The 12,773-nt window shown below is 39.0% G+C and carries 13 protein-coding genes; 3 read left to right on the top strand and 10 right to left on the bottom strand.

Translation table 11 applies throughout. The features are described from left to right. Positions 1-2,004, bottom strand: a 2,004-nt coding sequence (locus AC1DVB_RS21465) for a xanthine dehydrogenase family protein molybdopterin-binding subunit (protein WP_477590862.1), incomplete at its 3' end; no start/stop codon positions are given. Positions 2,005-2,133: 129 nt separating this feature from the next. Next, positions 2,134-2,733 carry a nucleotidyltransferase family protein gene (locus tag AC1DVB_RS21460; protein WP_477590860.1) on the bottom strand — a complete coding sequence of 200 codons (600 nt, stop codon included), beginning with the start codon at positions 2,731-2,733 and terminating at the stop codon, positions 2,134-2,136. Between the two features lie 817 nt (positions 2,734-3,550). On the opposite strand from AC1DVB_RS21460, the gene ftsZ reads away from it, so the two are divergent. Then, positions 3,551-4,537 (top strand): cell division protein FtsZ, encoded by a 987-nt coding sequence (gene ftsZ / locus AC1DVB_RS21455; RefSeq protein ID WP_477590858.1) that lies wholly within the window; start codon positions 3,551-3,553, stop codon positions 4,535-4,537. Positions 4,538-5,088: 551 nt separating this feature from the next. Here ftsZ and AC1DVB_RS21450 read toward each other — a convergent pair. The 6 genes from AC1DVB_RS21450 to AC1DVB_RS21425 all read right to left on the bottom strand — a co-directional run bounded on the left by AC1DVB_RS21450 (position 5,089) and on the right by AC1DVB_RS21425 (position 9,647). Continuing rightward, positions 5,089-5,991 carry an aldo/keto reductase gene (locus tag AC1DVB_RS21450; RefSeq protein WP_477590856.1) on the bottom strand — a complete coding sequence of 301 codons (903 nt, stop codon included), beginning with the start codon at positions 5,989-5,991 and terminating at the stop codon, positions 5,089-5,091. A gap of 272 nt (positions 5,992-6,263) precedes the next feature. Then, a complete protein-coding gene (locus tag AC1DVB_RS21445) occupies positions 6,264-6,590 on the bottom strand; it encodes a PTS sugar transporter subunit IIA (protein WP_187049233.1) in 327 nt (108 codons plus the stop codon). Positions 6,591-6,614: 24 nt separating this feature from the next. Next, entirely contained in the window at positions 6,615-6,920 is a 306-nt protein-coding gene (locus AC1DVB_RS21440) for a PTS sugar transporter subunit IIB (RefSeq protein WP_048685915.1), read from the bottom strand. Positions 6,921-6,950: 30 nt separating this feature from the next. Next, positions 6,951-8,033 carry a DUF871 domain-containing protein gene (locus AC1DVB_RS21435; protein ID WP_477590853.1) on the bottom strand — a complete coding sequence of 361 codons (1,083 nt, stop codon included), beginning with the start codon at positions 8,031-8,033 and terminating at the stop codon, positions 6,951-6,953. Continuing rightward, positions 8,030-8,326, bottom strand: coding sequence for a hypothetical protein (locus AC1DVB_RS21430; protein WP_057276149.1), 297 nt, complete (start codon positions 8,324-8,326; stop codon positions 8,030-8,032). The genes AC1DVB_RS21435 and AC1DVB_RS21430 overlap by 4 nt, the downstream gene beginning before the upstream one ends. Continuing rightward, positions 8,319-9,647, bottom strand: coding sequence for a PTS sugar transporter subunit IIC (locus AC1DVB_RS21425; protein ID WP_477590850.1), 1,329 nt, complete (start codon positions 9,645-9,647; stop codon positions 8,319-8,321). The genes AC1DVB_RS21430 and AC1DVB_RS21425 overlap by 8 nt, the downstream gene beginning before the upstream one ends. Before the next feature lie 375 nt (positions 9,648-10,022). On the opposite strand from AC1DVB_RS21425, the gene AC1DVB_RS21420 reads away from it, so the two are divergent. Continuing rightward, positions 10,023-10,295 carry a ribbon-helix-helix domain-containing protein gene (locus AC1DVB_RS21420; RefSeq protein WP_477590848.1) on the top strand — a complete coding sequence of 91 codons (273 nt, stop codon included), beginning with the start codon at positions 10,023-10,025 and terminating at the stop codon, positions 10,293-10,295. Between the two features lie 221 nt (positions 10,296-10,516). Here the strand turns inward: AC1DVB_RS21420 and AC1DVB_RS21415 are convergent, their stop codons facing one another. After that, positions 10,517-10,936 carry a VOC family protein gene (locus AC1DVB_RS21415; RefSeq protein WP_477590846.1) on the bottom strand — a complete coding sequence of 140 codons (420 nt, stop codon included), beginning with the start codon at positions 10,934-10,936 and terminating at the stop codon, positions 10,517-10,519. 163 nt (positions 10,937-11,099) lie between these two features. Here AC1DVB_RS21415 and AC1DVB_RS21410 point away from each other — a divergent pair, with 163 nt between their 5' ends. Next, a complete protein-coding gene (locus AC1DVB_RS21410; RefSeq protein WP_063576678.1) occupies positions 11,100-11,447 on the top strand; it encodes a potassium channel family protein in 348 nt (115 codons plus the stop codon). A 432-nt stretch (positions 11,448-11,879) separates the two neighbouring features. On the opposite strand, the gene AC1DVB_RS21405 is transcribed toward AC1DVB_RS21410, so the two are convergent. After that, on the bottom strand, positions 11,880-12,467 hold the full coding sequence (locus tag AC1DVB_RS21405; RefSeq protein ID WP_477590844.1) for a cupin domain-containing protein: 588 nt from the start codon (positions 12,465-12,467) through the stop codon (positions 11,880-11,882). Positions 12,468-12,773: the final 306 nt, after the last annotated feature.

The following is a 12,773-nucleotide window of genomic DNA, read 5'->3' as shown; positions in this document are numbered from 1 at the left end:
GTATGGACCATCAGCATAGGGGTTATCAAAGACCTTGCTTTCAATTGAAACAATATCCAAGGAAGTCGGCGGTCCATAATCCGATATGCTTTTTTGTTGGATTCTACCTTGTTTTGACGTCATCTTTTCCAGATAACCGTATGCTAGCCCTTGAGCCAAACCACCGTCAATTTGGCCTTTCATAATCCGTTCATCGATGACCTTCCCAACTTCATAATTGCCGTATACTTTTTCTAACTTTAAATTACCTGTTAACGTATCAACTTCTACTTCAACGATATTAACGCCCCATGAATAAGCCGGGTACGCATCTCCAGTGAAGGTTTTCTCATCCCAAGGAATCATTTCACGGTGAACATAGTGCTCAACCACTTCCTGTTCCACCCCTGTTTGCCACTGATTCTTAAGTTTTTTTGCGGCCCGTTCAAGCAATTTTCCGACAATCATCGTCGTCCTGGAAGCTACGGTCGGACCCGAGTCGGGAACTTCTTTTGTGTCGGGATAAGGGTACAAAATATCTTCGAACGGGAGGTTAAGTTCTTTGGCGACAATTTTACACAACGTCGTCAAAATACCTTGTCCCATATCAGAGTTTGAGATTTTTAGTGATACCTGGTCGTCCTTTGATTTAACCAGTTTCACCYTTGCTTTAATATGATCTCTTTCGCCACTGCCAGTAAATCCACAGCCGTGGAGGAACAGCGAAGTTCCTATCCCTTTTTTATAGCGCTGATTTTGTTGATTTAAGCGCTGAAAGTCTTCTTTTTTCTTATTGTATTCTGACACGTTGAGTACGTCCTCAATCATATCTTCCACTAATATCGGGTCGCGGAATTTACCTTTGGTGATGGTGGGATCTCCTTGTTTGACGAGGTATTTTCGTTTATAATCAAGCGGGTCGATTTTTGCCAGCTTACTAAGATGTCCAATATGACTTTCGATTCCGGCAAAGCTTTGAGGAGCACCAAAGCCTCTGAAGGCGCCGTTCGGAACGGTATTGGTTTTTAAGACATAGCCTTTTGCATGAAAATGCGGAATTTTATAAACACCAGCACTGTTTAATAATGCGCGCTGCAGCACGACAGAGCTCAATCCAACATTTGCCCCTCCATCGAGAAAGATGTCAACACACATGCTTAAAATATTTCCTTCCTTATCAAGGGCCGTCCGATATTTGAGTTTGGCCGGATGCCTTTTCGTCGTTACCAGCATATCCTCAGAACGGTCGAACACGAGCATTACCGATTTTTTTACTGCTCTTGCGGCAACGGCTACGTGACAAGCCATCATTGAAGGATAATCTTCTTTGCCGCCAAAACCTCCGCCGGTAGGGCTTTGAACAACCCTGACTTCATCGTCACCACAGGCTAATGCGCTTAGCAATGCATTTTTTATATAATAAAGACATTGCATCGATCCCTGGACGACAATTTCATCATCCTTATAAACGGCGAGCATTCCTTGCGGCTCAAGATAGACATGCTCCTGATAACCCGTATCATATTCTTCTTCGATGATTTGATGGGCTCCCTGCTCGATAGCTGAAATGTTTTCTAAGCTTTCCCCAAATTCATAGCTTGCCAAAACTAAGGATACTGATTTTTGCTTGATCGCTTCGGCCAATGTATAGATAGCCTGATGTTCTTCAAATTCAACCTTCACTTCATTTAACAAACTGTACAGGATATCCAGGTCTTTGCCCGTGAGCATGAGAATTGGCTCACCAATATAATTGACCCACTCATTGGCAAAAATGGGCTGATCTTCTTTGATAATTTTGACATAATTCGGTCCGGGGATATGCTCTGCTCCAACAGCTTCATACCCTTCCGGAAGATTGGGTAATTGAATGGATATGATTTTTCCATAAGCAATTGGCGATCGATACAAAACACCATAAACCATATTTTCCACTTTTACGTCACTAATATAGGGCAACTGGCCCGATACTTTACCTTTATGGTCCTTTTTGGGCACTGAGGTGCTTATGTCTTTGAGATTCATTGCAACAACACCCTTCGACTCATTTTTTTAATGGGACATATTCTGAATAGAAACCTGTTCCAATGATTTTATCAATGAGAATGATCTTTTATGATTCATTTCTATTCAAGATTTTCGTAGTTTTTATTTTTACTTCGAGAAATTTAAAGCTTTATCATAATTAATGGCTTTTTGGTAATCCTCCGGTGTATCAACATCCATTAATACTCCCGCATCATCTACATTCATGTATTGCTTTTCGTAACCGTCCAGGACCACACGCAAATTACTTTCTGGATTGGTTTCGAGAATTTTCTGTTTCACTTCGCTTGATAATTTAATGGGATGGCCGCCTTTATAGTCAAAGCTGGGAATAACCACGTTTCCTTTGTGTTTTGCTAGTAGCTGAACAGTCTCTTTTTTTACAAGCGGACAATCGCCGGGTGTTAAAAAGAAGGTTGGGGCATTCACTTCGTTACAGCCCTTTTGAATGGAATGAAACATTCCCTGGTCAAAGTTTTCATTATAAATAAACTTGATTTGAAATGAATAGGCATTTTCACTGATAATTTTGACAATTTCCTCTTGGATGATTTCCGCTTGAAATCCAGCTACGACGATGACCCTGCTGCATAATCCTTCAAATTTAGAGATTGTTTGCTCCAACACGCTCATTTGCCCCATCGGCAAAGTCATCTTAAATGCATTCGCTCGGCTGGAATATCCAGCAGCTAGGACGATCGCTTCCATTTTCATCACCTTCTACCTATCATTTTTCTTAAATCTCACAATAAAAGCATAAGCGGAGGCAGGATTTGCTGTATGGACTATAAGAGAACATAGTGTTTTTTCTTTATATGCGTAAAAGCCTCATTATATTACTTATGGTACGCTTCCCGTAGTTATTTAAGAGGCAAAAAAAACAGACAGGATAAATATTTTCCTGTCTGTTATAGTTTATTCAAAATAACAATCAGAATCATTTCACCCCTGAATTTTCACAACATTGAAGGTGTAAACTATGTTCCCACATACTATATGTGTAGAGTGCAGAGGTAGGAAATATACAAAATAAAGATGAGATGCAGTGGTGCATCTTTGCTTATCTATTTTACTTGTTCATGAATTAAAGGTATACATCACGGTAATTTAACTCAGTTAGTTTCACCTTTTAAAACTCCTAAAGATATCATTATCTTTAACCTTATTAGGTTACACACTGTAAATAATTCTAATGAGATGGTCGTCGCCATCTTCATGAATACGTATTTGTTTATAATAATGTATATATATTGATTTAAAAGTGGAATTACCTTAGAATTAAAACAAAGATTACCTTTTTAGGATATCGAACCCACCCACCTTTAGCAAAGAATGGAAGGGTTCAATGAAAGGCATTGTCGGTAGAAGTCTCCTTTACGGGACTGCTAACGACAATGCCTTTTTCTTTAACTAAATCTAAATATAGGAAAGACAAAACTTTTCTAATAAAAGAATGAGTGTTGTTTCCGCTATTTATTTGAATAATTTGAAATAAGGTAATTTCAATGACTAGGAGGTCCTATAAATGGAGTTGGTTACAAGTCTAAACTCATCAGTCAACATTAAAGTAATTGGTATTGGCGGCGGAGGAAATAACGCCGTTAACCGTATGATCGAACATGGAGTTAAAGGTGTAGAATTTATAGCTGTTAATACAGATGCACAAGCTCTTAATTTATCAAAAGCAGAGATCAAGATACAAATCGGTGCAACATTGACAAAAGGTTTAGGATCAGGGGCAAATCCAGAGGTAGGTAAACAAGCAGTTAAAGAAAGCAAGGAGCAGATCCARGAAGCATTAAAAGGTACAGACATGGTACTCATTACAGCCGGAATGGGCGGCGGTATAGGAACGGGTGCTGCCCCTGTCATTGCTCAAATTGCCCGTGAGCTTGACATACTAACCATTGGCGTTGTAACACTTCCGTTTGCGTTTGAGGGCAATAAGCGTGCAACACAAGCAGCAGGAGGGATCTCCTTAATGAAGAAAGCAGTGGACACATTAATTGTCATTCCAAACGATCGCTTAGTGGAGATTTTACATAAAAATACACCAATGCTTGAAGCATTTCTTGAAGCGGATAATGTTATTCGCCAAAGTATCCAAGGTATATCGGATTTAATTTCTGTACCAGGTTTAATCAACATTGATTTTGCAGACGTGAAAACAATCATGTCCAATAAAGGGTCTGCCTTAATAGGCATTGGCAGAGCAACAGGTAAACATCGCGCTGCGGAAGCTGCAAAGAAAGCCATTTCCAGTCCGTTACTTAACACTTCCATCGACGGAGCGCAAGGTGTGCTAATGAAACTCACAGGCGCCAATATAAGTCTATATGAAGTACAAGAGGCAGCTAATATTGTTACTTCCGAGGCAGACTCAGAGTTAAATATGATTTTCGGTTCTGTTATTAATGAAAACTTAAAAGATGAAATTATAGTAATTATCATTGCTACTGGCTTGAATGATCAGGAGGTTCCATCATTGAAAATGCCTGCCGCCCTTCAATAACAGAAATGGAAAAACGGCTGTCACACGAGTTTTGATGCAAAATACGATTATTATAATTCACCAAGACCAAAGTTAGTGAAAGTCCAATAGAAGGTAGGAAGCAAGAATTATCTGAAAGTCCAGAAGATGGGACATAAATAGTTTCTATTAAGCTTCTTTTAACCTTTTCATATCCATAAAAAAGGTATGGAAACTGAAAACGGTAATAGATCGGTTTGTTTTCCCGCATTTTCTATTAATGGACTGTTTTCTTCCACATATCATATTGAACGGAAATGAATGGTTTGGGAAACATGGGAAAGTGGATTGATATGGATTCCAACAAAATACTTTGAGCCTATTACCCCGATTTTCATGTTGTTTCACCTCTAAAATCAAATAGTATTTTTATTATACGGAAAAATCTTATTAGCACTTAAAAAAATTCACCAAAAATCATGCTTTGAAAAGTGAAAGTCCATCTCGTCATTGTTTAAATTTTAAGAATGGGGACCTCTTTACGGAGGTCCCCATTAATGAAGGCAAGGTTTCTTGTTCAAAGGTACAATTCATTACGGAATATCATGTCCCATCGAGCTAGTAAATATGTTAAACCATTGCTCTTTTTCCATGCTTAAGTTTAGTGAATCAATGGCGCTGTCCAACCGTTCTTTCTTACCGGACCCAACGATTGGCATGATTTTTGCGGGATGCCTCAACAGCCAGGCATACATCACTTCATCTATTGCATTGGCACCGATTTCTTCTTTCACGGTTTCTAACGTTTTTCTTAAACGGACAGCCTTTTCGTTCGATTCCTCAAATATGCTGCCTCCTGCAAGCGGTGACCATGCCATCGGCGCAACGCCCTTTTCCTGACATAAGTTCAAGGTTCCGTCTTCGAAGTTTTCAAGATTGTATGCCGAAAGCTCCAGCTGATTCGTCACAAGCGGATAGTCTAGATATGGTTGGAGCATATCCCATTGCGGTTTTTTGAAGTTCGATACTCCAAAGTTCCGGACCTTTCCTGATTCCTTTAATTGATTAAACGCCTCAGCCGTTTCCGCCGGGTCCATCAGGGGATCCGGACGATGGATAAGTAATAAATCAATATAATCCGTTTTAAGATTCATAAGGGATTGTTCAACAGACTTTATGATATGGGTTTTACTAGTATCGTAATGGTGACTTTTATGGGAAGGACGGTTTTCTGATTGAAGAACGATGCCACATTTCGTAACGATCTCCATTTTATCGCGTAATGAAGGCTTTAATGAAAGTGCGTTCCCAAAAATCTCCTCACACGTATAGCTTCCATATATATCGGCGTGATCATATGTAGTGACGCCCCGATCCATTCCGTGTTCAATAAGAGATAGGATATCCTCGGCAGAAAATCTCCAATCTGCCAATCTCCACATTCCGTGTACAATGCGTGAAAGACTAAGATCTTCAGTTAGATTGACTCTTTGCATGTTTTTCTCCCCTTTTATAACATGATTGCGCTTGCTAATTAGTCGTTTGTTTTTCTATCATGACTACCCTTCGTTAATCAGTGACAGCATCTATTGCTACTGTCATGAATCTAGTATAATTTAAATTTTCGGAGAATCCTAATCTTGAGTGACCCTTATCTGCCATATTCATTTAACTTAGGTTCATGAAGGAGGATATCTCCGCCTTCTCGTTGAAGTTCTCACGTTATGAACATAAGAAAAAGGCTGCCGCAGCAACCTCCTTAATATTGTTAGTTCTTTTGTGTTTTCTTGTGTAATTCCACGATTTCTATCGCTAAATCTTTTGTTGTCATGGAAGTCATCAAGTGATCTTGAGCATGGATCAAGATCATTGGAATATCGAATTTCTCACCATTCACTTCTTGTTGAATCAATGCGGTTTGGATTTTATGTGCAGCAACAAACTCATGTTCCGCTTCCTTTAATTTATCCTGGGCATCGCTTGATTTACCTTGTTTTTGCAAGGCGATGGCCTCCATTGCACAACTGCGGGCATTCCCGCTATGGAGAATTAATTGAAATGATAATTCTGATAGATCCTCTTTTGTTTTCGTCATTTTACCACTCCTTTTGATAGTATGTTATTTTGAAATTAATTGGAGGGCCGTACGCAATACTTCCTTGCCATTACAAGTTCCATAATGCATTGGATTTATCGTATCTACAGGTATTCCTTTTTCATCCCCTATTTTCTTTATATCATTAAGTTGATACCGAACTTGAGGTCCTAAAAGAATAACATCCACCTCATTTATATGGTTTCTTACTTCCATAGTGGCAACAGCCTGGATTTTCACGCTCAATCCTTCTTCCACCGCCGCTTTCTCCATCTTATTAACCAAAAGACTAGTGGACATACCTGCAGAACAGCATAATAAAATATTCATCATTATTCCTCCTTATAAATTAGGGTCAGGTTATTTAATCAATCTAAATGTGCCCCATGGTTTAATATAATCCAGTAAAAAAAGTTCCTCTTTTACAACATGAGCGACTGCATTTTTACGTTCATCCAATGGCATATCCCTTAAGATGACTTGAAGTTCGCCTTTGTATTTTCCAAAAGAATCATTGCCGATGAAAACGGCCCCTTTGCGCTGTGGGATACTTTCCCGGACTGCAAAATCTTCATTCGCATATTTTTTTCGGACCTCCACTGAACGGACCATATACTCGCTGATATCACCACGGCGAAGGTGTAATTCATCCAGCACGACTTTTTGCTCAATTGGTGACGCATCCGAATGGAGTTCCACTTTCAACTCGATCATGTCACGCTGTAAGGCCCCCAGCATTCTTAGTTCCTCTTCACTAGCGTAAGCATTCCCAATGATGACATCATCAATTAAACCCGTTGCCCATAGATGCTTGGCTTGTACATCAATTGAAAGTTCACGGTGCTGTTCTAATGTGCATAATCCATCATTTATACTCCAAGGACCTATATCACCGGTCTGTGAAGTAACGAATGCAGCTGTACGAATGCCATGTTCTTTAAACCGTTTACTGCAGGCGATGAAGAAGTCGTAAGGAAGACCTGTGAATTTTTGGGGATAGAAATTATGACAGCCAATGATTTGATTTTTATTGCCCTGATGCGTCAGAATGTTCGATAAATAATCAACATCATTACTCATATTCAATTCGATTTTCAATCCATAAGAATTATAGGTCATTTTAGCTTCTTTCAAGCCATCGAATCCAAGATCCAGACGAACGCCGTTAGCTCCCATTTCTGCGAAAAAACTTAAATCATCATAGCTAATATCAAACTTATCGAAAACAGCTGGAGCAACATCAAGTATGACTTCCATATGTAGCGCTTTCGCATAAGAAATAATATTTTTATATTCTTCCATGACAATTTCATATGGTTTTGAAACCGATAATAAACACGTGAATATTCGTTCAAAACCATAACTATGGGCAAGTTTAATATATTGCTTGTCTTTATCCGGTGTAGAGTGTTCCGGATAAATTGAAATACCTAATCTTCTCATAAGCTATCATTCACTCCTTTTCTACTTTCTTTCCATTGAGCCCGCTTAGTTTGTAATCCCATTAAATAGTCACGGTAGCGGGAGGATACCATTACAGAACAAATAATCGTTGGTACAATGACAATCAAATAATAAGTCGATCCCATTGCGGTAAATAGAAAGATTGAAAAGCTAATGATTAAAATAGACAGGCCAACCGATTTCCATGGTGTTAAACTTTCACCTAGCCGAGTACGGGAAAAAATGATTTGCGCCCCGACAAATGATAGAATTGCGAATATTATTTCAGGCATATTTAATGCCCACTTTCTTTTCTTCGGGTCCAGCTTCTATTTTATTTTCATCACGTAGATGCTGCTTCTCGAACATCTTGAAAAATGGAAAATAGATCATTAATGAGATGACAAAATTCAATAAAACGAGAACCCCGGCCATGATTGTCCAATTTGTACTGATGACAGCGGCAATTGGACTAAAGACCGTAAACGGCAGTTTAGCCATTATCATCGGTATTAACCCTAATTGAAAGAATGTATAAGAAACGATGACATTTACCAAAGGGGCAACGATGAATGGAACCATTAAAATGGGGTTCATGACAATCGGCGCTCCAAAAATGATAGGTTCGTTAATATTAAAAATCCCTGGAACAAAGGACAGTTTACCAAGCTCTTTCAAATACTTCGATTTTGAAAATAGGAATAGTACAACAAGTGATAATGTCGATCCCGCCCCGCCAATCCAGACGAACCATTGAATGAATTGTTCGGTAAATAGATTGGGCAAATTCGCCGCATTACCCGTTCTTGCAAATGCATCCATATTCTCGAGAATCGCCGAATCCCACATCGGCCGTATGATCGGACCCAATATTGCCGGTCCATGAATACCAAGAGACCAAARGAAAACGATGAGAAAGACTGTAAGCAAACCTCCTATTAAACTATTGCCAACCAATAAATTTTTGAGAGGTGACACCAAAGTAGTGATGATCGAGTTAATATCAAAGCCCAAACCATATCGAATGCCCCAGAAAAGAAGGACCACGACCAATGTTGGAATCAGGGCTGCAAAGGAATTCGAAACCATTGGCGGAACGCTTTCCGGTAATTTGATTTTTATATCGCGTTTAATCAAAAAATGAAAAATCTCAACTGAAATCAAGGATGTTACTATTGCACCGAATAAAGAGGCTGCGCTTAAAGAGCTGATAGGTAACCAGCGACCGGCTTCTATTACTCCTGGAACGGATTCCATGACTTGGGTAGGCACAACACATGTAATCAGAAAAGCTAAGACTGATAGAAGGCCTGCACTGAGCTGATCTAATTTATAATGTCCTGCAAGCGCTGACCCCACCCCAAAAGCTGCATATAAAGCCATTGCTCCGACCGTAAACCGAAACGGAACATCCAAAGCGGCACGATAAGGTGCAATCCATTCGTCATACCCATTGATTGGAAAATTCAACAAAATAACAAAGAATGATCCAATGATCGTCAGTGGAAGTGTTGCCAGAACACCGTGCCTGATTGCCAGCAGATGTCTTTGTGAACCAATTTTGTTTGCGACTGGAAGCACTTTCATTTCGAGTATCCCCATAAAATTATTCAATAACTTTTCCCCCTTTTGATTAAAAGTCTGAAAACACACACAATTACAATAAATAAACATTATAACGTTATATTCATTATGTCAATATTTTTATTAAAAATATGGTTTATGTTATTAACTTTGAAATCCAAGAATACTTAGTGCAGTTATAAATCCGCTGTTGATAAAAGAGGTGGAAACCCTTCTCGTGACTCCCCAAGTGCACAAAAAAAGAAAACTGGAAAATTGATCACTGCCAAATTCCTGCTTTCTTTTTTGAAATCACTTTTCACTTACAGAATTGAGTGCAAAGATGAACCAAAGCCTTTATACATTTCCCTACACTATATTTGTTAACCCTCAATTAAAGGTATATGATAGATTAAAAGACTGAAGGTGGAACGGCCTATCAATTCTGAAACGAGAAAACCAATAAAGATTACCCTCAATCCGTACTTGAATAATAGACTCGCTAATTTGGCTGAAGAAAGAGGTATCCCCATCGAAAGACTGATGGATAAAGCGGTAGACTTGTTGCTTGAATACATGGAAGATAATGATACCGTTAATCAGGTGAAATACAGTAATAACGAAGCGATTGAAAAGAATAATGAATTGATTGCAAAAAGCAGAGAGTTCATAAATAAAAAACAAGCACATAACCCCTAGGTAAAGTACTTGTTTCATACTGTAGGCAAACTTGATGAAAATCGATTTTGCCTACAGTTTTTTATGGTTTTTATAATTTGAACGTTGGATTTTCACTCCAGGCACTCGCTTTTCGTGGGCGGACAGCCCTCGGCGCCTTTAAACCTGCGCGGTCTCCCCTAGACTTTGATCTTCATGGAATGAATAAAACTAGAGTATCGAAATGATCTCTAATCATGATTCTATTCACCATCCCACTGCGGATTCCAAACGACCTCCCAAAGGTGTCCATCAGGGTCTTGAAAGTGTGCAGAGTATCCTCCCCAGAAAGTGTCATGTGCCGAATCGGTTATGATCGCTCCAGCTTTTTTTGCTTTTTCCAACACCATATCCACTTCCTCTTTACTGCCTACATTGTGACCAAGGGTAAATTCAGTAGGGCTTGCCGGAGACAAAGGAACCTTGGCCTCATGAGCTATATCCCTTCGATTCCATATGGCAAGCTTTAGGCCTTCTTGCAAGTCCAAAAAGGCAACGGCTCCATGCTCAAATTCTTTGCCCACTATTCCTTCTGTCTGAAATCCCAGGCCATCCCGATAGAATTCCAGCGATTTTTCCAAATCATCCACACCTAATGTAATGACAGTAATACGTGGCTTCATGATTGTCCCCCTTCTTACTTAGTTTCTCCTTCTATTGTTTACCAACGCTTCTAGTTCAAACCAGATCAAAATAAACAGGTTTTTTTGTCAATCTAAACTGAATTCATGTATAGTAGAATGATTAACTGATCAAGCTCGAATATCAGGATTTACTCTATTACCAATGATTTCATTTATCCTCACCTTGAAACGTTTTCTAAAAGCGCTCTGGTCCGCTTTTAAACTGAAGAACTTCCAGGTTCTTTTCGTCTTGGTCCTCGTTATGTTATTTTCCGGCACGATTTTCTATGTTAAGCAGGAAGGTCTGACTGTGATTGATTCCCTTTACTTCTGTGTTGTTACTCTTAGCACGGTTGGGCATCCCAGCTTTGAACCGCAGACAACATTAGGAAAAGTGTTTACAATGATTTATATTGTAGGCGGCACCGGATTATTTATGGGCTTAATAGGATACCTAGCATACGCAATCATAAAGAAACCGGAAAACGAGAGCAACAGCAACAAAATCTGAATACAAAGGAATGCTTATAATAATTGGCATTCCTTTTTTATCGTAATACAATCACCCTTCACTACAACAAGTGCAGGTTCTATGCCGAATAACAGTTGTTTACGTAAGGGCACAAATCCCCCTACATTATCTTTATGGAATCAAAAAAAAATGTCCCCACTCAAAGCGAGTAGGGACTTTTCAATGTATCGMAGTAAAAATAGGTGTAGGGTATCCACGTTATTCTTTTGTATTGATCATTAAAAACAAAAAAGACCCTCTATAAGGGTGGGCTTTGAAAGATGGAGGTACCTTGTGGAGATAATACCGTAGTTTTATTATCTCCATTCGATTTCTAATTGTTCACCTTACAAAATAAAAAGGGTCAGCCAATCTGTCAAAACCCTATCTGCATTCTTTTTCTATATATTTCCATTTACCTCCTGAAGCGATCTATTGCCATAATCGTTGCATTTCTTCTGCAGTCACTGCATCTGCTTTGGTAACATGAACAGTACCAAATGGATGATTAGGAGGAGCATATATCGAGTAAAGCTTTAGAGGAATATTACCTGTATTGGTTACATTATGCCATGTGCCAGCAGGTATCATTATCGCATAATCATCATAGACGTTTCTTACAAAGTTTAAATTATCCTTTCTATTGCCCATTTGAACAACCCCTTGACCTTGTTCAATACGTAAAAATTGGTCAACGTTTGGGTGAATTTCTAAACCAATATCTTCACCAACTTTAATACTCATCAATGTAACTTGCAAATGTTTTCCTGTCCATAAGGCGGTACGGTAGGTTGTGTTTTGTTTCGTACCCTCATTGATATTCAATACAAATGGCTTAGGTCCATAATCTTTTACCTCAAAATTATTTCTTCCATTTGATGACTGTAAATAGCCCAAATGGTTAACATTATTTACACTCCAATAATCAGGATTTCTTAAATGGTTATACATTGGTTCATTAACATAATAAGAATTTTGATATTGATAGGGATGTGGATGGATATAAGGAGCATAGTACATTTTTCTCAACCCTTCACAGTTTTTAAAATTATCATATGCACTTGTTAAGTGAATGTACTTGAAACATAAAAAAGCCCCTACTCATATGAGTAAGGGGCTTCAGACTGTAGACAAACTCGATGAAAATCGAGTTTGTCTATTTTTTATGGCTTGTACAATTTGGACGTTGATTTCCACTCTAGGCACTCGCTTTCCGCGGGCGGTCGGGGAGCCTCCTCGGCTTTCGCCTGCGGGGTCTCCCCTAGACGCGCTTTTCCCGCAGGAGTCTCGTACCTTCCGTTCCAATCAACTTTGTCTTACCTTGAT

This window comes from Peribacillus sp. P4_D6 (assembly GCF_056401795.1).
The sequence above is the reverse complement of the archived record's forward strand: the minus strand, read 5'-3'. Positions and strand labels throughout refer to the sequence as shown.